Source organism: Kribbella shirazensis, assembly GCF_011761605.1.
Taxonomy (GTDB): Bacteria; Actinomycetota; Actinomycetes; order Propionibacteriales; family Kribbellaceae; genus Kribbella; species Kribbella shirazensis.
The window spans coordinates 1289920-1310268 of record NZ_JAASRO010000001.1 but is presented as its reverse complement, the minus strand read 5'-3'; the positions used below and the strand labels follow the sequence as shown (position 1 = coordinate 1310268).

Annotated in this window: 25 protein-coding genes; 9 read left to right on the top strand and 16 right to left on the bottom strand. The window is 68.7% G+C overall.

Annotated elements, in window-relative coordinates; all coding sequences use genetic code 11:
* Window positions 1–30: 30 nt before the first annotated feature.
* From BJY22_RS06395 to BJY22_RS06370, 6 genes are read right to left on the bottom strand one after another with little or no spacing between them, the layout of a single operon-like run.
* Window positions 31–1539, bottom strand: coding sequence for an SCO6880 family protein (locus tag BJY22_RS06395; RefSeq protein WP_238350299.1), 1509 nt, complete (start codon window positions 1537–1539; stop codon window positions 31–33).
* Entirely contained in the window at window positions 1526–3157 is a 1632-nt protein-coding gene (locus tag BJY22_RS06390) for a TrbL/VirB6 family protein (RefSeq protein ID WP_167204353.1), read from the bottom strand. The genes BJY22_RS06395 and BJY22_RS06390 overlap by 14 nt, the downstream gene beginning before the upstream one ends.
* 1 nt (window position 3158) lies before the next feature.
* The gene (locus BJY22_RS06385) at window positions 3159–4016 is read right to left on the bottom strand and encodes a TrbL/VirB6 family protein (RefSeq protein ID WP_167204352.1); all 858 of its coding nucleotides are present in this window, start codon (window positions 4014–4016) and stop codon (window positions 3159–3161) included.
* Complete coding sequence (locus BJY22_RS06380) at window positions 4013–4882, bottom strand: DUF8175 domain-containg protein (RefSeq protein WP_167204351.1); 870 nt, start codon at window positions 4880–4882, stop codon at window positions 4013–4015. The genes BJY22_RS06385 and BJY22_RS06380 overlap by 4 nt, the downstream gene beginning before the upstream one ends.
* 38 nt (window positions 4883–4920) lie before the next feature.
* Window positions 4921–5193 (bottom strand): TrbC/VirB2 family protein, encoded by a 273-nt coding sequence (locus BJY22_RS06375; RefSeq protein ID WP_167204350.1) that lies wholly within the window; start codon window positions 5191–5193, stop codon window positions 4921–4923.
* A 15-nt stretch (window positions 5194–5208) separates the two neighbouring features.
* Entirely contained in the window at window positions 5209–5829 is a 621-nt protein-coding gene (locus BJY22_RS06370) for a DUF6668 family protein (RefSeq protein ID WP_167204349.1), read from the bottom strand.
* Between the two features lie 249 nt (window positions 5830–6078).
* Between BJY22_RS06370 and BJY22_RS06365 the strand changes: the two genes are divergently transcribed.
* Both BJY22_RS06365 and BJY22_RS06360 read left to right on the top strand, forming a co-directional pair.
* The gene (locus BJY22_RS06365) at window positions 6079–7494 is read left to right on the top strand and encodes a hypothetical protein (RefSeq protein WP_167204348.1); all 1416 of its coding nucleotides are present in this window, start codon (window positions 6079–6081) and stop codon (window positions 7492–7494) included.
* Window positions 7491–7688, top strand: a complete 198-nt coding sequence (locus BJY22_RS06360; RefSeq protein WP_167204347.1) for a hypothetical protein — start codon at window positions 7491–7493, stop codon at window positions 7686–7688. Before BJY22_RS06365 ends, BJY22_RS06360 begins: the two co-directional genes overlap by 4 nt.
* A 73-nt stretch (window positions 7689–7761) precedes the next feature.
* Here the strand turns inward: BJY22_RS06360 and rplI are convergent, their stop codons facing one another.
* The 5 genes from rplI to BJY22_RS06335 all read right to left on the bottom strand — a co-directional run bounded on the left by rplI (window position 7762) and on the right by BJY22_RS06335 (window position 10833).
* On the bottom strand, window positions 7762–8208 hold the full coding sequence (gene rplI, locus BJY22_RS06355; RefSeq protein ID WP_167204346.1) for a 50S ribosomal protein L9: 447 nt from the start codon (window positions 8206–8208) through the stop codon (window positions 7762–7764).
* A 14-nt stretch (window positions 8209–8222) separates the two neighbouring features.
* Window positions 8223–8456, bottom strand: coding sequence for a 30S ribosomal protein S18 (gene rpsR / locus BJY22_RS06350; RefSeq protein ID WP_133798335.1), 234 nt, complete (start codon window positions 8454–8456; stop codon window positions 8223–8225).
* Window positions 8457–8531: 75 nt separating this feature from the next.
* Window positions 8532–9119: a single-stranded DNA-binding protein gene (locus BJY22_RS06345; RefSeq protein WP_167204345.1), complete on the bottom strand. Its 588-nt coding sequence runs from the start codon at window positions 9117–9119 to the stop codon at window positions 8532–8534.
* A gap of 92 nt (window positions 9120–9211) precedes the next feature.
* Complete coding sequence (gene rpsF, locus BJY22_RS06340) at window positions 9212–9502, bottom strand: 30S ribosomal protein S6 (RefSeq protein WP_132211461.1); 291 nt, start codon at window positions 9500–9502, stop codon at window positions 9212–9214.
* A gap of 197 nt (window positions 9503–9699) precedes the next feature.
* The gene (locus BJY22_RS06335) at window positions 9700–10833 is read right to left on the bottom strand and encodes an MFS transporter (RefSeq protein ID WP_167204344.1); all 1134 of its coding nucleotides are present in this window, start codon (window positions 10831–10833) and stop codon (window positions 9700–9702) included.
* Between the two features lie 94 nt (window positions 10834–10927).
* Here BJY22_RS06335 and BJY22_RS06330 point away from each other — a divergent pair, with 94 nt between their 5' ends.
* Window positions 10928–11428: an Lrp/AsnC family transcriptional regulator gene (locus tag BJY22_RS06330; protein WP_167204343.1), complete on the top strand. Its 501-nt coding sequence runs from the start codon at window positions 10928–10930 to the stop codon at window positions 11426–11428.
* Between the two features lie 32 nt (window positions 11429–11460).
* Window positions 11461–12264, top strand: a complete 804-nt coding sequence (locus tag BJY22_RS06325; RefSeq protein WP_167204342.1) for a deoxyribonuclease IV — start codon at window positions 11461–11463, stop codon at window positions 12262–12264.
* Here the strand turns inward: BJY22_RS06325 and BJY22_RS06320 are convergent.
* The gene (locus BJY22_RS06320) at window positions 12261–12755 is read right to left on the bottom strand and encodes a hypothetical protein (protein ID WP_167204341.1); all 495 of its coding nucleotides are present in this window, start codon (window positions 12753–12755) and stop codon (window positions 12261–12263) included. The two genes, BJY22_RS06325 and BJY22_RS06320, sit on opposite strands and share 4 nt — an antisense overlap.
* A gap of 28 nt (window positions 12756–12783) precedes the next feature.
* Here BJY22_RS06320 and BJY22_RS06315 point away from each other — a divergent pair, with 28 nt between their 5' ends.
* Window positions 12784–13314 (top strand): NUDIX domain-containing protein, encoded by a 531-nt coding sequence (locus BJY22_RS06315; protein ID WP_167204339.1) that lies wholly within the window; start codon window positions 12784–12786, stop codon window positions 13312–13314.
* On the opposite strand, the gene BJY22_RS06310 is transcribed toward BJY22_RS06315, so the two are convergent.
* Genes BJY22_RS06310 through BJY22_RS06300 form a run of 3 tightly spaced genes read right to left on the bottom strand, consistent with a single transcriptional unit; the run spans window position 13283 to window position 15790 of the window.
* Window positions 13283–14491 carry an MFS transporter gene (locus tag BJY22_RS06310; protein WP_167204337.1) on the bottom strand — a complete coding sequence of 403 codons (1209 nt, stop codon included), beginning with the start codon at window positions 14489–14491 and terminating at the stop codon, window positions 13283–13285. The two genes, BJY22_RS06315 and BJY22_RS06310, sit on opposite strands and share 32 nt — an antisense overlap.
* Window positions 14492–14522: 31 nt before the next feature.
* The gene (locus BJY22_RS06305; protein ID WP_167204335.1) at window positions 14523–15236 is read right to left on the bottom strand and encodes an SDR family NAD(P)-dependent oxidoreductase; all 714 of its coding nucleotides are present in this window, start codon (window positions 15234–15236) and stop codon (window positions 14523–14525) included.
* Window positions 15233–15790 (bottom strand): TetR/AcrR family transcriptional regulator, encoded by a 558-nt coding sequence (locus BJY22_RS06300; protein ID WP_167204333.1) that lies wholly within the window; start codon window positions 15788–15790, stop codon window positions 15233–15235. The genes BJY22_RS06305 and BJY22_RS06300 overlap by 4 nt, the downstream gene beginning before the upstream one ends.
* A gap of 94 nt (window positions 15791–15884) precedes the next feature.
* Between BJY22_RS06300 and BJY22_RS06295 the strand changes: the two genes are divergently transcribed.
* From BJY22_RS06295 to BJY22_RS06280, 4 genes are read left to right on the top strand one after another with little or no spacing between them, the layout of a single operon-like run.
* Window positions 15885–17015, top strand: a complete 1131-nt coding sequence (locus BJY22_RS06295) for a peptidoglycan bridge formation glycyltransferase FemA/FemB family protein (protein WP_167204331.1) — start codon at window positions 15885–15887, stop codon at window positions 17013–17015.
* A 4-nt stretch (window positions 17016–17019) separates the two neighbouring features.
* On the top strand, window positions 17020–18021 hold the full coding sequence (locus BJY22_RS06290) for an alanine racemase (protein WP_167204330.1): 1002 nt from the start codon (window positions 17020–17022) through the stop codon (window positions 18019–18021).
* A gap of 33 nt (window positions 18022–18054) precedes the next feature.
* Window positions 18055–18777 carry a methyltransferase domain-containing protein gene (locus BJY22_RS06285; protein WP_167204328.1) on the top strand — a complete coding sequence of 241 codons (723 nt, stop codon included), beginning with the start codon at window positions 18055–18057 and terminating at the stop codon, window positions 18775–18777.
* Between the two features lie 10 nt (window positions 18778–18787).
* Window positions 18788–19159: a VOC family protein gene (locus tag BJY22_RS06280; protein ID WP_167204326.1), complete on the top strand. Its 372-nt coding sequence runs from the start codon at window positions 18788–18790 to the stop codon at window positions 19157–19159.
* On the opposite strand, the gene BJY22_RS06275 is transcribed toward BJY22_RS06280, so the two are convergent.
* Window positions 19149–20303, bottom strand: coding sequence for an NAD-dependent epimerase/dehydratase family protein (locus tag BJY22_RS06275; protein WP_167204324.1), 1155 nt, complete (start codon window positions 20301–20303; stop codon window positions 19149–19151). The two genes, BJY22_RS06280 and BJY22_RS06275, sit on opposite strands and share 11 nt — an antisense overlap.
* Between the last annotated feature and the right edge of the window lie 46 nt (window positions 20304–20349).

Below are 20349 nucleotides of genomic sequence, written 5' to 3'. Positions count from 1 at the left end.
ACTCCCCAGGTGCCACTGTGGTCAGCTCAATCATAGGGATTCCCGGAGTCCCGCCGGTACCGCGAGGTGGTTCTGGACGACGACACCCAGCGGCAGCGCGGCGACGAACGCGGAGTCCTGCGAGCCGTACGCCGGCCGGAGCAGGACGCGCGCGGTGGCGCCGAGGTTGTCGACGGCCGCGACCATGTCCGGGATCTGCTCCGCGCTCATCACGGTGCCGGTGACGACCATGCCGAAGTTGACCAGACCGGCGCCGCGCGCCTCCTCCTGCGCGGACCGGTCGGCGGCCCGCGCCTCGGCCAGGTTCCGGGCGGACGGCCGGGCCGACGCGGTCGCGCGGAACGATGCGTTGCGCTTGTCGGCCTCCACCATCCGGGCCGCCGTACCGGCGTCGAGCGGGCGGTACAGCAGCGTGACGCGCTTGCGGTCGATGTCGGCATGCGGCGCGACCAGCTGCGACAACACGGACGAGAACACCTCACCGCGCGGCGCCTGCGTCATCGACCAGGTCATCGACCAGGCGGAGTCGTGCCGGTACTTGTCCCAGAACGCCTGCGTGGCGGCCGGGCCGACGTCGGTCCACTGCAGCTCGGGCGGCATGCCCTGGGCGCGGGCCTCGTCGATCAGCGCGGCGGACGCCGGGTCGTAGGCGATCCGGATCGCCTCGCACAGCTCCTGTGCGCTCACCGGCCGGGCCGCGCCGGCGCCGGTCGCGTTCAGGCTCTGGGTGAGCGCGGGCAGCCGGGCCGCGAGCTCGCGTCCCATGTCGTCTTCCTTGCGCCGCTTGCCACTGCGATCGGTGCCCTTGAAGGTCAGCGCGACCCGGGCCGAGACCAGCGCCGAGCCCTCCGGGTAGGACTGCACGACCTCGGTCAGCATCGCCCGCGCGATGGCCGGCGTCCCGTCCATCATGTTGCCGCCGACCTCACGGCGCAGCCGGATGCCGGTGTCGGGCGCGCTCTCCACCGTCACCGAGGCCGCGACGATGCCCGGCTCGTGACCGAGCGACGCGAGCCACTGGCCCCAGTGCGCCACCCAGATGTCCACCTGCTCCTCGTCGACGAGCGAGGCGCCGTCCGGCTCGGCGTTGATGACGACCGTGAAGTGCCGCGTGCTCGGGTAGTACAGCAGGGCGAACGGCCGCCCGTACGAGTCCTGGTACTCGCTCAGCTGCGAAGCTGCGGCGAGACCCGGAAGCTGGAACTTGCCCCAGGCAGTCCGGCCGAGCGGTCCGGAGCGGTAAATGTTGTGCTTAGCCATCTTTGCTCGTTGCCATCCAATGTTGGTCGAGAGCCGTTGCAGCGTGGAAAGTCCGTGCTTGTCCTTGCTGATCAGCAGCCCGAGCGCCACCGCCACGATCAGCAAGCTGACCAGGGCGGCTTTGATGCCGCCCACCATCGTGGAGATGACGACCAGCAGCAGGCCGCCCATCATGATGCCCGTACCGAGCATGCCCAGGCCGGCGATGCCCGCGGAGGCGGGCCGCCGCCAGTTGCCGTAGGTGCGAGGTGCGCGTCGTACGTTCTCAGCTGCTGCCACTTGGTCCGTCCGGTGGTGGTTGATGGTCGTCGCGGTCGTCGTAGCGGTCGTCGTCGCGATAATCCCGCTGTGCGCGGTCGCGTTCACGGCTCAGGTCGCCGCCGCCGCCGCTGCCACTCGGACCGCCGCCGTCACCGCCGCCGCCCCCACCCTGGGAGCTCTGGTCCATCTCGTCGTTGCCGATCGTCTCGGAGGCGGCCATCTGACCGAACGCCTTGGTGGCGTCCATGCCGGCCTTGATCGCGACCGCCGCGACGGCAACAGGTGCGGCCACCGCGGCCACTCCGGCCGCCGCGCCACCCGCAGCTGCGCCGCCTGCCGCGCTACCACCGGCAGCACCGCCTGCCGCACCGCCTGCAGCACCGCCACCAGCCGCACCGCCGGCGGCCGCACCTTCGCCGCCTGCCGCTGCTCCTTCGGCGCCGCCTGCGCCACCGCTGCTGCTCGGGGCCTGCTGCGACGCCCTCCCGACGTTCTGGGCACCGGACGGACCGTCACCGCCGCCACCGCTGCCGTCGTCCGCCCCCTGGTCGGCGCCCTTGCTCACCATGTCGCCCACCTTGTCGGCCCCGACCATCTTGGCCGCGATCATGCCGGCACCGGCTCCGCCCGCCGCCGCGCCGACCATCGGCACGATGAAGCGCATCAGCGCCGGCATCGCGAACAGCGCGAGCACCAGCATGGTGAGACCGGTGACGACGTTCATGACCATGTGGCCGATGTTGTCGGCGTTCAGGACGCCGTCGCCTTCGGTGATGTACTCGAACGACAGATCGCCGTTGTTCGAGACCAGGCGGATCGCCGTCGCGTAGACGATCGCGGCTACCGGCTTGTACAGGATGAAGGCGAGCAACCAGGCCACGATCCGTTTGAACCAGCTCCGGCCCATCTCGGTGTTCGTCGCGGCGGCCGCGATCGGGAGGACGCCGATCAGCAGGACCAGCATGGCGCTGCGCACGACCATCAGCACGATCTGGATCAGGCTGGCGAGCACGCAGAGAACGCCGATCGCGATCATGATCCCGATCAGCAGCGGCGAACCGGCGATGGCGGCAACCGCACCGAACCCCAGCACGGCCGTCATCGTGGTGCCGAACTTCGTGGAGTCGCCGGACCCGATGTTCTGGCAGCCGGTGGTCCAGGAGGCGTTGCTCGAGTTCGAGTCCAGCGCGGTGCTGATGATGCAGCTGGAGAACATGTCGCCGGCGGTGATCAGCGCCTGAGCGACAGCGATCGAGAACGCCGCGGCAACCGCGAGCGTGATCATCGAGCGGAGCAGCTCGCGGGCCGACTCACCGCGCTGGGTCCAGGCCATCTGGATGGCGCCGACGATCAGCCCGATGGCGGCGATGAACAGTGCGATGAACTGCGTATGGCCCCAGATCCAGCTGACCGTGTCGTTGGCCGGCGTACCGTCGTCGTTCCCGATCGCGATGGTCGGCACGTAGACCCAGAAGGTGGCGATCGTGCTCATGAGGGTTCCGACCGCCGAGGCAAAGGCCTTCAGGATTGGCTCGAACACGAATTTCATCACCACTTCCATGACGGGCTCGAGGATGACCTCAAGGGCCTTCTGCATGAGGTCGATCGCCCAGTCGAGGACACTCAGCGGCATCATGTCAGGACGTCCTTGGCGAGACGAAGCGAAGAATGGCCGGCAGCGCGACGACTGCCACGATCATCAGCGTCACGCCCATGATGATCTTGAGGATGTGCGAATCGCCTCTCGAACCCATCAGACTGAACGAGGTGGCATAGATGATCGCCGCGACCGGTTTGTAGATGATGAACGAGGCCAGCCAGGCGAGCGCCCGCTTGAACCACATCATCCCCATCTCGGTGTTGGTCGCCGCCGCGGTCAGCGGAAGCACACCGACCAGGAGAACGAGCATGCCGTAGCGGACGATCATCAGCGCCAGCTGGACGATGGCCGTGATCACCATCAGGATGCCGACGAAGATCACCAGCAACCAGCCGAAGTCCGACTCCATCACCTTGCCCAGGTTCCTCACATAGGCGTGGTCGTCCTTCTCCAGCGCCGAGTCGATGATCCAGGTCGAGAACCGGTCCGCGGCGGCGATCAGGGTGCCCGCGAAGACCGCCGCGGACCCGGTCACCACGACCAGGGTGATCAGCGAACGGAGGATCTCCCGGAGCGGCTCACCGCGCTGCGAGATCGCCATCTGGATCGCACCGACGATGACCGAGATCGAGGCGATGAACACCATGATGAAGTTGATATGGCCCTGGATCCACAGGGCCGGTGTGTTCTCCGCGATGTCCGGGGTGGGGATGTAGACCCAGAGCAGGCCGACGGCCTTCATGACCGCCTCGACGGCCTTGATGACGACGTTGGCGATCGCTTCGAAGATGAAGTCGAAGAACTTGCCGAAGGCCCATTCCAGCGCGGTCTGCAGGCCCTCCTTGAAACAGTCGTCCCAGTCCCAAGGCCATCCGGAGCATCCGAGGGCGATCATGCCGCACCACTGAACCTGACATAACCGCTGAGACTGGTCAGGATGTCCGGCTCGAGCGAGCCGTTGAAGCTGCCGTCGGTCTGCAGGTCCGCGTACCAGTCGCCCTTGTACCACCGCATGGTGACCGGCATCGCGCCGTACGCCTTGTTGTTCAGGACGGCGACGATCTGGATGATGGCCCGGCTCGCGTTCGGCGGGTAGTCGAGGACCTTGAAGCCGGCGAACTGGATGTCACCGGCGACGGTCGACTGCGGCGTCCTGGTCGCCTGCTTGGCCGCGGCGATGGCCGCGTCCCGGCCGGGACCGGGGTACACCCGGCTCTGCAGCGCGTCGATGCCGACCTCCGGGTTCTGGAGCTGCCCAAGCAGGACCATCGCCGCCAGCACGGCGCCGGTGGGCGAATGCGCGAAGCAGGAGCGCACGCCGTTCGGGCTGGTGCTCGCGGGGCCGCTCGCTGCCTGAATGGGGATCAGCATCTTTCCCTCGAACTGCCACGAGACCGCGACCGGGGCGGCGACCCTGGGGATCGTCTGACTCGGGTTCTTGGCGTGGCAGCCGCCGGTGCGGCTGTTGGGCGGTGGCGGTGTGGTCCGGGTGGCGCTCGGTACTTCGGTCGGCGAGGCCGGCGGCGGCTCGGTCGACTCTTCTTCGGTGGGCTGTCCGGTGGGAGCGATCGTGCTCGGCGACTGACTCGGGTTGGCCGTCGGATTGTCCGAGCGGCCACCCGCCAAGAACCAGACCACCAGGCAGATCACCACCGCTCCGATGACGATCGCCGACGCGATGAAGCCACGCTCCTCGAGGAAGCTGGTCTTCTCGCCGTCGCCGTCGTCACCGGAGTCCTGGTCCCTGCTGAACAGTCCCACCTACGATCAGCCTCCGAGCAACTCTCCGCGCGCCCGGGTCACTTCAGGGCGTCGACGAGGGCGGTCGCGGCGCCGATGACGATACAGGCCGCCAGGACCCAACCGAGCCGGGCGGCGTGCTCGCCACCCTCGCCGCGGCGCTGACCGATCGCCATCATGGCGCCGGCGATGATGATGCCGAGGGCACAGATCAGGTAGGCGATCCACTTGACCCAGCCGAGAACCTTGTTCAGGCCTTCCGTGACCGGGGCGGGCGGCGCCTCCAGCGGCAACACGTTCGGGAGCTCGCTAACCAGGTGAAGCAACATCATTGTCTCGAGAGCCTTTCAGTAAGGGGCGGGGTAGTCCGCTGGGTTTGACGCGCGAAGAGCGTAGATGGATTCAAGGACTTCGAAAACCTCGTCCGGGGTGTTGTCAGGCGTGGGAGCCTCCCCTCTGCGCCACTCCTCGATCCACGGGATGTCCCAGACTCTCGGAACACCTCCACCGACGATGTCGGCGAAGTCGTCGAGCACCCGGGGCAGCCGGCCCGGGGCGTCCGCGATCAGCACCAGGCCGAGCACAGCCACCCCCTGGACGACTCCCGAGGCCCATTCGATCGCGGCTCGCTGCGCGGCGCGCAGACCGGACCCGTGGGTCCGGGCGACCAGGATCACCGGCGTCGGCACCGGCGGCGGTGGGATCGGCCAACGGTGGTTGGCCGCCCGGGTCCCGGGGAGCAGCGCGGACATCGTGGTCTCGCCGGCGCCACCGTGCACACCGACCCACCAGAGCGTGTCGGCAGCCGGAATCGCGAACTTGGGCAGGCGCTGATCCTCCGCGGGCGCCGGCACCCCGTGCTGCGGGGCGGACGGCCCCCGCGGGGTGAGATCCGGCTGAGGCGCGGGACCGGGCGACGGCTGCTGCGGACCCGGTGACTGCTCTCGTGTCCACGGGTTCTGCGTCATGGCCCCTCCTCTCGCGGTCCGTCACAGGCTGTTGCCCACCGTATTCTCTCGCTTTCCGGGTGTACTTGCGTGACCCATCCACAGGCGAGGATGTTTCTACCCCCTTGTCGGGGTCAGTCGAGCCGACCGGCCCGCGTGGTTTCCGCATGCCCGGAATCCCAGGCACGCCGTCATGCGGGGGACATGCTAGAACGAGGACGCCGGAACCGGATGAACGAGGGAGACCTGTGGCGGGAATGAGAGGACATCGTGGCTGAGAAGATCCCCTCCTGGCCCAAGGTCACCATCCGGCTGTACGACGACCACAACGCCGAGGTGAAGATCGCGGGCCGGAGTCACCCGGTCAATCATCACGATCCGCGACAGGCGGCGATCCAGCTCGTCAGCGAGCAGGCTGCTCAGCTCGGCCGCGCCGTGAAGGCTACCGCGGTCGAGGCGGACGGCGCCTCCTGGCCGTTGATCATCCACCCGGACGGCCAGGTCGAGGCGATCGAGACCGCCTCGCGCAAGAAGAAGCCGATCTGGCCGATCGTGCTGGCGTTCGTGGTCGCCGGTGTCCTGATCGCCGGTACGACGCTGTACCTGACCGTCTTCAGCAAGCTCGGCGAGGGCACGCCGAAGGTGACCGAGTCGCCCAAACTGCCGGTCCTCCCCGGGCCGAACGTGCGGCCGGACGAGTTCGCCCCCAAGACCCAGCCGCTCGGCTACTCGGCCCACGCGAGCTGGACGGTGGACATCGCCGAGGAGAGCACACCGGCGATCAAGCCGGACGGCACCGAGGTCGCGATCCTGACCACGGACCAGAAGGTCGCGGTGTTCGACAGCAACGGAAAGGTGCTGTGGCAGGACAAGGTGCCGAAGGACGCCGAGAATCCGGTGTACACCTCCATCGACTCCAAGCAGGTGCTCGCCGTCACGACGCCGGACGCGCTGTACTACTGGGCCGGCGGCGGCGCCGAGGCGAAGACGATCGAGTTGCCGGACGCCGCCCAGGTGCAGTTCTTCGGCAAGTCGCCGCTGATCGTGCTCTCCAACGACTCCGGAGCGATGGTGGTCTCGGGCGGTGAGCTCAAGGCGGTGCCGGAGAAGCCGCGAAACTCCACTGTCCTGCTCGCCGAAGGCGACCGCACCCTGATGGCGCAGTTCCAGGGCCCGCTCTTCTGGGCGCAACCGGGCAAGGAGCCGACGCGGCTCGATCTGCAGAAGCCGGGCGGCACGGGAGGTGTCCTGCAGGTGGTCTCGGCCGGCCCGGACTACGCCCAGGTCCTGTGGACCTCCACCAAGGATCCGGAAGAAGTGGTCCCGGTGGTGCACTCGACCGCGAGCGGCAAGCCCGTCGCGGTCTGCCGCCCCGTACGCAAGGGCGACACCGACGGCTGGGACTGGGTTCCCGATCCGAACCGCAAGTTCGCCGCCTGGGGTGAGTGCCTGATCAACCTGACCCTCTCCAAGAACAACACCAGGCCCCTTACCGGCTTCCAGCCGCTGTCGGTCGCCGGATCGATGCTCTACGGCACGCTCAGCAGCACCCCGTACGCCGTGTCGCCGAACTGGACCGCCTACGCGATGAAGGAAGGCACGATCCGGCCCTGGGGCCTCGCCGGCTCGCGCGCTGTCGTCGTGTTCAACTCCGTCCTCTACGCATTGGACCCGGCGAAGAAATGAAGCGACGAGTGCGCCGCGCGGCGCGGATCACGAGTGCGTTGGTTGCTGTCGGCGTTCTGCTGGCGCCCACCCAGGCGCTGGCGGAGGGCATCGAGCCGCAGCCCGTCGACTGGCCCACGGTCGAGCCGCCCAGCGCGAAGGGCCAGGCGGTCGAGCCGGAGCCCGTCGACTGGCCGGCTCCCGAGCAGCCCTGAGAACGGGTTCGGTTCAGCAAACGACAAGGCCCGCGTCCCCCACCGGGGAACGCGGGCCTTCGTGGTGCGAGGGTCAGCCGGCTGCGACCTCGAGGCGGACCGTGGCGGCCACCTCCGGGTGCAGCTGGACGGCGACCTGGTGCTTGCCGGTGGTCTTGATCGGCGACGCGATCGCGATCGCGCGCTTCTCGACCAGCGGGCCGCCGGCGGCCTTGATGGCGCCGGCGATGTCGGCCGGGGTGACCGAACCGAACAGCCGGCCGGTGTCACCGGCCTTGACCTCCAGCTTCACGGCAAGCTGCTCGAGCTGGTTCTTGACCTCGCTCGCGTGCTCCTTGCCCTGGATCGCCCGGGCGTCACGCGCCCGCTTGATCGTCTGGATCTGCTTCTCGGCGCCGCGGGTCCAGCCGATGGCCAGGCCGCGCGGGACCAGGTAGTTACGGCCGTAGCCGTCCTTCACCTCGACGATGTCGCCGGGAGCCCCGAGGCCCTCGACCTCCTGAGACAGGATGAGCTTCATGGTCCGCGCCTCCCTCAGCGAGCCGTGCTCGTGTACGGCAGCAGGGCCACCTCACGAGCGTTCTTGATAGCGGTGGCCACATCGCGCTGGTGCTGCACGCAGTTCCCGGTCACCCGGCGGGCGCGGATCTTGCCGCGGTCCGAGATGAACTTGCGCAGCAGCGCGGTGTCCTTGTAATCGACGTACGTCGCCTTGTCCTTGCAGAAGCCGCAGATCTTCTTCTTCGGCTTCCGAATGATCTTGGCCATTGTGGTGCTCTCTTCCTACTTCCAGAGCCCGGCAGGTCTGCCGGAATGGTCACTACTGGTGAATGTGCGGGCCGATCAGAACGGAGGCTCCTCCATCGAGCCGCCGCCGCCCTGGCTGGCCCAGGGGTCGTTCTGCTGGGCGGGCTGTCCGCCGCCCTGCGGGGTCGCCCAAGGGTCGTTCTGCTGGGCGCCGCCCTGGCCGCCGCCGAAGCCGCCGCCCTGGTTGCCGCCGCCCTGGTTGCCGTAGCCGCCACCCTGGTTGCCGCCGCCACCGCCACCGAAGCCACCGCCGTCGGAGCGCGAGGTCTTGGAGATCTTCAGCGTCGCGTAGCGCATGCTGGCGCCGATCTCCTCGACGTCACACTCGAACACGGTGCGCTTGTTCCCGTCGCGGTCGTCGTAGCTGCGCGCCTTCAGGCGCCCGTGCACGACGACCCGGGAACCGCGGGTCAGCGACTCGGCAACGTTCTCGGCGACCTGGCGCCACACCGAACACGAGATGAAGAGGGTCTCCCCGTCCTTCCACTCGTTGCTCTGCCGATCCAGCGTCCGCGGGGTTGACGCGATGGTGAAATTCGCCACCGCGGCGCCCGAGGGCGTGAAACGCAGTTCCGGATCACCCGTGAGGTTTCCGATCAGGGTGATGGGTGGTTCGCCTGCCATTGCCGTTCCTCCTGCTATCGGGTGTGGCTGTGTCTACAGCTAGTGGTACCGGCTGGCGCCGACAGTACCGATGGCTGCTGACGACCCCAGGTTCAGTGCTGGTCCGGCCGGATGACCTTGGTGCGCAGGATCGACTCGTTCAGCGTGAGCTGCCGGTCGAGCTCCTTCACGACCGCCGGCTCGGCGGTCAGGTCGATGACGGCGTAGATGCCTTCGGCCTTCTTCTTCACGTCATAGGCGAGCTTGCGACGACCCCAGATGTCGAGCTTCTCGACCGTGCCACCTTCCTTGCGGACGATGTTCAGGTACTGGTCGATGGACGGCTCCACGGTGCGCTCATCGAGCTCCGGGTCGAGGATCACCATGACTTCGTAACGACGCATGCGCGAACTCCACCTCCTTCGGACTTGGCGGCCACGGTCTTTCCGTGGCAGGAGGGCGATGCGGTCTGTTCCGCGCCGGCACTTGCCACCGACGCCAAACAACGAGCCCGGTCGATGGACCGGGCCACATCCAAAAGAGTACCAGCGTTCGGACGGCGGACCGACCATATCCACAGGCCTCTTCCGATGACTCCGCGTCACGGTACGGCGACAGTGCGCTTGTCGCGGCGGAGTACCAGCACGAGCAACGGTACGGCGAGAACGACCGAGATCACTGTCAACAGCGGGTAGCCGCCGAGCGTGTACAACCAGGGTGAACTGGCCGCGGCCACGGCGGAGATCGCCCAGATGGACGACTCGACCCTGCTCTCGAACGGGGTGCCGAGCAGGCAGGCACTGCCACCGAGGTAGCACAGGTTCCACGCGTACCCGAGCAGGAACAGCGCCGGGGTGAAGGCGAGTCCGGACTGCGTGGTCAGTAGCGCGGACAAGATCAGCAGCAGCAGTCCTGCGAGCATCACGGGGCGCGGACCGGTGCGGTCGATCCACCAGCCGGTCAGCGGCGACAGCGCGAACATGCCGAGCGTGTGCGCGGACAGCATCACGCCCAGCAGTCCGAGGCCCTCGCCGTGATGGTGGGTGTGCACAGGGACGGCCGACATCAGCGCCACCATCACCAGGTGCCCGGCGACCATCACGCCGGCGGCCAGGAGGACCGACGTACGACGGCCGGTCGGGGTCTGCTCGTGACGGATCGGGGCGGGTTCCTCGGCGGGGTGAACGGTCCGGATGTAAGACGACGCGACCAGTGCGGCCAAGACTGCCGTCACGGCGACCAGGAACGGCCCGGCGACCGCAGGCAGCCCGAGCCACGAGGCGAAGGTCTGGGACGGCGCCATCAGGAACGGTCCACCCGCGGCGCCCGCCGTGCTGGCCCATACGACAGCGCTCATCGCCGACGCGCGGCGGGAGTCGGGGACCGCCTCCCCGGCGGCGTACCTGGACAAGAGGCTGGCTGCGTTCCCGGCGCCGAGCAGGAACATGCCGACGAACAACAGCGCGATCGGCGCGCCCACCGCGGCGAGGACTGTCAACGCTGCGCCGGCCACGCCCACGCCGTACCCGAGGCGGAGCGCGTGCGCGCGGCCGAGCCGGGTGGTCCACCGGCCGACCGCGATCGCGCCGGCCGCGGTGCCCAGGACGCCGGCCGTGTTCGGGACCCCCGCGAGGCTGGAGCCGAGTTCGTCGGAGGTCAGGATGGTGCTCACCGCGCTCGCGGCGATCATCGCCGCGTTCATCAGGGCGGCTGCGAGAACGACAGGAACGAGCATGCGCACCACGCTAGAAAGGTGCCCGTTCTCGCTGAATGCATGATGCAAGGCATCCGGGCTTGTGCGCCGTCGAAATCGAAGGTGTTCTGGGGAGATGACCTTTCAGGAGCGCGAACTGGACCCCACCGACTGGCAGATCCTGTCCGAACTGCAGTCCGACGGCCGCCTGTCGTTCAACCAGCTGGGCAAGCGGGTCAACCTTTCGCCGCCGGCGGTCGCCGATCGGGTACGACGCCTGGAAGAGGCCGGCGTCATCACCGGGTACCGCGCCGAGGTGGACCCGGCCAGGGCCGGCCAGCCGCTGTCCGCCTTCGTGCAGATGCGCTGTACGACGGGACGCTGCCTGCTCAAGACCACCCGCGCCGAGGATTTCCCCGAGGTCCTCGAGATCCACAAGCTGAGCGGCAGCTCCTGCTCGATGCTGCGCGTCCGCGTCACCTCGATGCACCACCTCGAAGGCCTCTTCGAACGCCTCGGCGAACACGGCGAGATGAACACCCACATCGTGCTGTCCACAGAGTTCGAGGGCCGCCCGGTCCAGCCGCCCGCGCCCGGGACCCGCCAGGTGACCCGATCGGCCGGATGGGGCGGCTGAAAGCTGTCGGTGCGCGGTTCTAGGGTGTGGGTATGACTGTGAAGCTTGGCGCGCATGTGGACCAGGAGGACCCGTTGGCCGAGGCGGCCGACCGGGGAGCCGACCTGGTGCAGTTCTTCCTGGGGAATCCGCAGGACTACAAGGCGCCCAAGCTCGCGTACGCCGACGGCGAGGACGCGCTGAAGGAGCGGGCCGCCGCCGCGGGCGTCGACCTCTACGTGCACGCGCCGTACCGGCTGAACGTCGCGAACACGAACAACCGGATCCGGATCCCGAGCCGCAAGCTGCTGCAGCAGACGCTCGACAAGGCGGCCGAGATCGACGTCAAGGGCGTCATCGTGCACGGCGGTCACGTCGGCGACGAGGACAACCCGGAGGCCGGTTTCGACAACTGGCGCAAGTGCATCGAGCGGGCCGAGCTCCCGGTGCCGCTGCTGATCGAGAACACGGCCGGCGGTGAGAACGCGATGGCCCGGCAGCTCGAGCGCATCGCGCGGCTCTGGGACGCGGTGCAGGCGTCCGGCAACGACCGGCTGGAGAACGTCGGGTTCTGCCTGGACACCTGCCACTTCCACGCGGCCGGTGAGGAGCTGCCGACGATCGTCGAGCGGGTGCTGGCGATCACCGGCCGGATCGACCTCGTGCATGCGAACGGGTCACGCGACGAGTTCGGCTCCGGCGCGGACCGGCACAGCAACTTCGAGGAAGGGCACATCGACCCGGCGCACATCGTCGCGGTCGTGCAGACCGCCGGCGCCCCGGTGGTCGTCGAGACCCCGAACGCCAACAACGGCCAGAAGGCCGACCTGGACTACCTCCGGGCCCACTTGAACTAGTCGGCGGGCTTCTTCGTTCGGTGGAGGCCGTACATCCAGTAGCTCAGCGCCCAGGGGAAGAGCAGCGCCAGGGCGGACTTGCTGTTCGTCGGTACGAGGAGGCCGCAGATCACCGCGATCACGACCACGACCGTGCTGGCCTGGAAGAGGTCGACGGGGCCGAGCACCCGGGTCCGGAGCTTCACGCGTTCCCGTGCGCAGAGGACGTACGCGGCGGTGAGCGCGATGAGGCAGATGTAGGTCAGTACCGCGCCGAGCCAACCGAGGACACCGAAGCTCTGGTCCGACTGGAGCATGCCGGAGAGCAGGAACACGCCGACCATCACGGTCAGCCCGGCGCACCACCACTGGAAACGGTTCTCCGCGTTGCGCGCTCGCTCCGCGGCCTCGGCGTCCTTCTCGGCCTGCGTCTTCACCGGAACCCCGGGCTGCTCCGCGGCCTCGGCCTCCGCCTCGGTCGTGGGTTCGGGTTCGGGATCTGACTGCGCCATGGCAGCGACGGTAGCGCAGAATGAGGCTATGTCGACCTGGGCGGAACGGTTCCCTGAGCTGTTCGCACCGGGCTACTGGGAGTGGGGCGAGCTCGACGTCCGCTACACCGTCGAGGAACCGCCGGACGAGCTGATCAGCAACGTCCACGTCATCTGCCGGACCGCCGGCGGAATCATTGCGTGCACCAACGACCTCGGCTGGCGCTTCCTGCCCGGCGGAACCCGCGAACCGGGCGAGACGATCGAGCAGCTCGTCCGTCGCGAACTGCTCGAGGAGGCCGGCGCCCGGCTGACCGGTCCGCTGACCTGGCTCGGCGCCCATCGCGCCGACCACCGCCGCCCCGCGCCGTACCGTCCGCATCTCCCGCACCCGGTCTCGTACTGGGCCAACTACGTCGCCGACGTCGTCATCGAGCACGAGCCGACGAACCCCGAGGACGGCGAACAGATCACCGAAGTCCTCGTGCTGCCGCCCGGCAAGGCAGCCGAGTACCTCGACGGCCAGCCGGAAGAGGTGGGCTCGATCGTCAGGCTGGCTCAGGCACTGCAGCTGGTTTAGCCGCCCGCCACGGCAGCAGTACGGCGCTCAGCGCGCAGCAGGCCCCCGCGACCCAGAGCGCGCCACGGATCCCGATCAGCGTCGCGAGCACCCCACCGAGCGCCATGAACGCGGGCTGCACACAGCGTGAGCTGATCGACCACGACCCGACCACACGTGACATGAACCCGTCCTCGGTCACCTCCATCCGGTACGTCGCGAACGACGGGTTGAACGCTCCGGCTGCGACGAGCAGCCCCGTCTCGGCAACGGTGAGCAACACGAACCCGCCCCACCCGTGCGGCGCCAGCGGGAGGAGCAGCAGCCACGGCGCCCGCAGTACGCCGAACACCAGCAGCATCCAGTGCAGCCCGAACCGCCTGGTCAGCCGCGGTGCCATCCGCGCGCCGATCACACCGCCGATGCACGAGACGCCCAGGAGCACCCCGTAGCTCCACGCGGCCAGTCCGAGGTCACGCAACATGAAGACCACGAACAACGGCGACGTCATCATCACCGGACCACCGAACAGCTGCGAGTTCCAGAACAGCACGCGCAGGCCGCGGTGCCGCAGGATGTACCGCCAGCCGGCCGTGGTGTCGCGCTTGCCCACCCGCTTCACCGGCTCCGGCTCGGGCCGCTGGATCCGCCGGATGCCGAGCGCCGACCCGAGGAACGAGACCGCGTCGACGGCCAGCGTCACCGTCGCGCCGACCAGGCTGACCAGCACGCCGCCGATCGCGGGACCGACGCTCAACGAGACCCAGTTCGTCTGCTCGAATCGGCTGTTCGCCTCCGCCCGTCCCTCAGCCGGAACCAGCGCCTTCAGATGTGCGCCGCTCGCCGACTGGAACGCGATCGTCCCGGCCGCCTGGAGAACGCCGGCCACGCACAGGTGCCCATACGTCAGTACGTCGAACACGGCCGCGACCGGCACCGAGGCCAGCGCGGCGAACCGCACCAGGTCGGCCGCGATCATCACCGGCCGTTTCCGCCGTTGCTCGATGAAGTCCCCCGTCGGCAACGCGAGCGCCGCGCCGGCCACCGCCGACAGCGCGGCCAGCATCGAGACCTCGAAGGTGCTGGAGTCCAGCGCCAGGACGGCCACCAACGGCAGCGCGCCGAGCCCCACCGCCGATCCGAACGCGCTGACCGTGAACGCGATCCACAACCGGCGGAAGTCCCGACCCAACGACATTCCGCGATCGTAGGAGCAGGCGCCGACAGAATCAGCGCAGGTTCAGCCCGCCGTCGAGCAGGATGACCTCACCGGTCAGGTAGCTGTTGTGGACAACTGCGGAAATCAGGTCGGCGACGTCCGACGGCTGTGCCGCACGGCGCATCGGACTCGAGGTTTTCCACAGCTCCTGCGCCTCGGTCCACGACTCGGTGAGTGGCGTGTCGACCAGCCCCGGTGCGACCGCGTTGACCCGCACTGCTGGTCCGAGCGCTGCGGCGAGCAGCTTTGTCACGTGGTTCAGTGCTGCCTTCGAGGCGGCGTACGCGACCGAACTGCCCTTCGGCCGGACGCCCGCGTGGCTCGTGACGTTGACGATGCAGCCGCCGTACTCGCGCAGCGCCGGGAGGGCCGCCGTACACAACAGCCACGGCGCGATCAGGTTCACGTCGAGCAGGCGGCGCCAGTCCGCCGCGGTCAGTCCGTCCAGGTCCGCGTGCGGGACGGGCCAACTGATGCCCGCGTTGTTCACGAGTACGTCGAGGCGCCCGTGCTGCGCCACCACCTCGGGCACCAGCGCGGACGCCGCCGCGTCGTCCGAGAGATCTGCCTGGTGGTACGACCCGCCGAGCTCAGCGGCCAGAGCTTCTCCGGTGGACCGGCTGGATCGCGAGTGCACCGCGACGGTCATCCCGTCCGCGGCCAGTCGACGTGCTGTCGCCGCTCCGATCCCCGACGCCGATCCGGTCACCAACGCGACCTTCATGCGCCGTACCTCAAGCCGTCGAGGAGGAGGTTGAGGAGGCGGCCGGCCTGTTCGCGCTTGGCGCCGGTCGCGAGCGCGACACCGCACAGGCCGGCGAGTACGTCGTCAGCGGAGATGTCCGGGCGAACGTCTCCCGCTGCCGCGGCCGCGTCCAGGAGTGGTTTGATCGCCCCGGTCAGCAACTCGAAGCTCTGGGCGTACGGGTTCGCGCCGGAGGCGATCACGGCGCGCAGTGCGTCGGCCATGCCGAGCTTGCGGGTCATGTAGTCGACGTACCGGTCCATCCAGGCTCGCAACGCCTCGACGGGCGGCAGCTTGTCGAGCAGTGCGGGCGCCGCGTCGCAGACGGCGGCCAGCTCGTTCCGGTACGCCGCCTCGATCAGCAGCTCACGGGTCGGGAAGTGCCGGTACAGGGTGCCGATGCCGATCCCGGCGTCCTTCGCGATCCCCTCCAGCGTCGCCTCCAGACCGCATTTCGTGAACGCCCGCGCCGCGGCGACGAGGATCTGCTCGCGATTGCGCTGCGCATCCGCCCGCAGCGGTCGCACGCTCATCTCCCCTCCCTCCGTTGCCTAGACCGTACCGGACTCACCACCTGACGACGGCTCCCCTACGGTTCCACGGGCCGGGCCGGTAACCTGACCGACCGTGAGTGACTTGAGCATCCGGACCATCTCGTCCGACGAGCACGCGGCCTACATCGCGGCGCAACCGTCGGCGAGCTTCCTGCAGACCCCCGGCTGGGCCGCGGTGAAGAGCGAGTGGAAGGCGGAGTCACTCGGCTGGTACGAACCGGGCACCCCCAGCGAGCTCGTCGGCGTCGGTCTGGTGCTGTACCGGCAGATGCCGAAGGTGAAGCGGTACCTCGCCTACCTGCCGGAAGGCCCGGTCGTCGACTGGGACGCGATCGACCTGGGCACGTACCTGCGCCCGCTCGCCGCGCACCTGCAGGAGCGCGGCGCGTTCGGGATCCGGATGGGTCCGCCGGTGGCGACCCGGCGGTGGAACGCGCAGACGATCAAGGACGCGATCGCCGGCGGTCAGCAGCCGCGGCTCGGCGACGTCCGCCCGGACGTGATCGAGCCGTCCGGCGCGACCGTCGGCGACAAGCTCCGCAAGCTGGGCTGGAAGCCGCCCCGGATCGCGGAGGGGTTCGCGGCCGGGCAACCGCAGTACGTCTTCCAGGTGCCGCTGGCCGGCTGCACCGAGGACGACCTGCTCAAGGGCATGAACCAGCTCTGGCGGCGCAACATCAAGAAGGCGGCCAAGGCCGGGGTCGAGGTGACGCAGGGCGGACCGGAGGACATCAAGGCCTTCCACGCGCTGTACGTCGAGACCGCCCACCGCGACCACTTCACCCCGCGCCCGCTGCCGTACTTCGAGAAGATGTACGCCGCGATGGCCAACCAGCCAGCCGACTGCTGTGACTTCCGGATCTACAACGCCCATCACGAGGGCGACCTGGTCGCGTCGACGATCTGGGTCCGGGTCGGCGGACACTCCTGGTACTCCTACGGTGCCAGCTCGACCGCCAAACGCGACGTGCGCGGATCGAACGCGATCCAGTGGCGCATGATGACGGACGCGCTCGCGGCGGGCGCGTCCGTGTACGACCTACGGGGCATCACCGACACCTTGGACCCGAACGACCCGCACGTCGGGCTGATCCAGTTCAAGACCGGGACCGGCGGCGAGGCCGTCGAGTACGTCGGTGAGTGGGACCTGCCGTTGAACAAGGCGCTCTACACCGCATTCGACCTCTACATGAGACGGCGTTGACACCATGCCCCTAGTCCTGCACGTCGATTCCGATCGATGGCGCGAACACCTGCGTTCCACGTGGAACCCTGACATCGTCCCGGTCGCCAAGGGCAACGGGTACGGGTTCGGCAACCACCGCCTGTTCGCCGAGGCGCGTGCCCTCGGCGCCCGGACGGTCGCGGTCGGGACGTACTTCGAGGTCCCCGCGGAACCGCGCGAGGACGTCGTGGTGCTGTCACCGTGGCGGCCGTTCCTGCAGGTACCGCAGAGCAAGAACGTGATCCACACGGTCAGCCGGCTGGCCGATCTGGTCTCGATCCCGGCCGGCAGCCGGGTGCTGATCGAGGTGATGACCTCGATGCGCCGGCACGGCATCGGCGCCCGCGAACTGCGGCACACGATGCTGCTGAACGCGCTCGACCGGATCCGCTTCGAGGGCTGGTCCCTGCACTTCCCGATGGGCGCGGGCGGTACGTCGGCCAACCTCCGCGAGGCGCAGCAGCTGGCCAAGGCGGCGCTCGACGTACGGAAGAGCACGCTGTGGGTGTCGCACGTACCGGCGCAGAAGCTGGCCGACATCGGCGACGACGTGAGGCTGCGGATGGGGACCGGGATGTGGCTCGGCGACCGCGGCGCACTGTCGGTGAAGTCGACCGTCCTGGACGTGCACTCGGTGCGGCGCGGCGAACGCGTCGGCTACCGGCAGCGCCGGGTCAGCGGTGACGGCCACATCCTGATCGTCTCCGGCGGTACGGCGCACGGTGTCGGTCTGGAGGCTCCGACCGCGGCGGCGACCGTGCGGCAGCGGGCGATCGCGATGGCCAAGGGCAGCCTGGACGCGGCCGGGATGGCGCTGTCACCGTTCAGCATCGAGGGCAAGCAGCGCTGGTTCGCCGAGCCGCCGCACATGCAGGCCAGCATGCTGTTCCTCCCGTCGTCGGTGGCCCCGCCGGCCGTCGGCGACGAGATCGACCTGGACGTCCGCTACACCACAACCTCGTTCGACAAGGTGTCGATGGATTGACTTCAGGTCCACCTGAAGTTGCAGCGTGGACGTATGAGTTTTCTGGAGCGGATCGAGGGCCGGCCCGGGGCGGCTGAGTTGCGCGCGGCGTCGTACCGGATGTTGGCACTGAAACGTGGAGCGACCTGCGTCGATGTCGGGTGCGGGGCGGGGCATGCGGTGGCGGAGCTGGTGAAGAAGGGCCTGAAGGTGACCGGGATCGACCCGGATCCCGAGGCGGTCGAGGCGGCCCGGGAGCGTGCGCCGGGAGCAATGTTTCACGTGGCACATTCCGGCGAGCTGCCGCTCGAGGACGGGTCGATGGACGGGTACCGCGCGCTGCGGCTGTTCCACCTGCTCGAGGATCCCGTCCCGACGATCGCCGAGGCACATCGGGTACTGCGTCCCGGCGGGCGGATCGTCGTGGGCGGGCAGGACTACGGATTCGTGCTGATCGACAGCTCCGACCAGGACCTGACCGACGTGATCCGGCTCGGCCTCGAGTCCCGCACGGTGTCCCCGCGTGCGGCCCGGACGCTGCGTGACGTGCTGCTCGACGCTGGCTTCCACGACGTCGAGGTCAACGTCCACACCGAGGTCGTCACGGACTACAAGCTGATCGCCCAGCAGTTGCGGGCCGCCGCCGCTGCCGCGGTCGAGAAGGCGCTGATCACACAGGACGACGCCGACAGCTGGCTCGCCGAGCAGTCCCGCCGCGGCCGCCGCGACCGTTTCCTCGCCGTACTCCCGACGCTTCTTGTCGGCGCGCAGCGCTAACCTGCTGGAGATGAGCCACAAATACGCGTTGAAAGGCGTCGTACTGGACGCGCCCGACCCGCGGGAGCTCGGCGAGTTCTACAGCCGGCTGCTCGGCTGGGACCTGAATGCCCACGACGACACGTGGGTCACCGTCCGGGATCCGGACGGCACAACCGGATTGTCGATCCAGCTGGAGCCGAAGTACCAGCCGCCGACCTGGCCGAGCGAGCAGAACATCCAGCAGATGCAGCTGCACCTGGACATCCAGGTGGACGATCTGGAGTCGGCGCACCGACGAGCGATGGACGCCGGGGCGCGGCTGATGGAGTTCCAGCCGCAGCCCGACGTCCGGGTGTACGCCGACCCCGTCGGTCACATCTTCTGTTTGTTCACCTCTTGAGGTGACCCTGCCAGCGGACCGTCGGTAGCAGGGCGGCCGGGTCGACGCGGTCCTTGTTGGCGGACACGATGTCGAACATCGACTCGATCAGCGTCTCCGACAGCAGGTGCGGCTGCAGGCCAAGGCCGACCAGCCCGGTGTGCTTCACGTTGTAGTAGTGCTCGGCCTGCTCGACGCGCGGGTTCTCCAGGTGCTCGACCTGGACCGGACCGGGGAAGCTCTCGGCGACGAGGTCGGCGAGCTGGGACACCGAGTAGCTCTCGGTCATCTGGTTGAAGACCCGGAACTCGCCGGCGTCCGCCGGGTTCTCCACCGCGAGCCGGATGCACTCGACGGTGTCGCGGATGTCCAGGAAGCCGCGGGTCTGCCCGCCACTGCCGTAGACGGTCAACGGCTCGCCGAGCACCGCCTGGATGACGAACCGGTTGAGCACCGTGCCGAACACGGCGTCGTAGTCGAACCGGGTCGCCAGCCGCGGGTCCCGCACGGTCTGGTCGGTCTGCTGCCCGTACACCACGCCCTGGTTGAGGTCGGTGACGCGCATCCCCCAGATCCGGCAGCCGAACTCGAGGTTGTGCGAGTCGTGCACCTTGCTGAGGTGGTAGAACGAGCCCGGCTTCTTCGGGTAGAGCATCCGGTCCTTGCGGCCGTTGTGCTCGACCTCCAGCCAGCCTTCCTCGATGTCGATGTTCGGCGTGCCGTACTCACCCATCGTGCCGAGCTTGACCAGATGGATGTCCGGGTTGATCTCGGCGATCGCGTACATCAGGTTCAGCGTGCCGACCACGTTGTTGTGCTGCGTGTACACAGCGTGTTCGCGGTCGATCATCGAGTACGGCGCGGCGCGCTGCTCGGCGAAGTGCACGATGGCGTCGGGCCGGAACTCGCGCAGTACCCGGTAGACGAAGTCGGCGTCGAGCAGGTCGCCGACGTACGACGGGATCGCCGTACCGGAGACCTCCTCCCAAGCCTTCACCCGGGACTCGAGATCCTCGATCGGGACCAGGCTCTGGACGCCCAGCTCGCGGTCGTAACCGCGCCGGGCCAGGTTGTCGAGCACGGCCGTGTCATGGCCGCGATCGGAGAGGTGCAGCGCGGTGGGCCACCCCAGGTAGCCGTCACCGCCAAGGACGAGTACACGCACGGCTCGGCCGCCTTCCGTCGGGAATCGTCGTCACACAGTCCTTCCT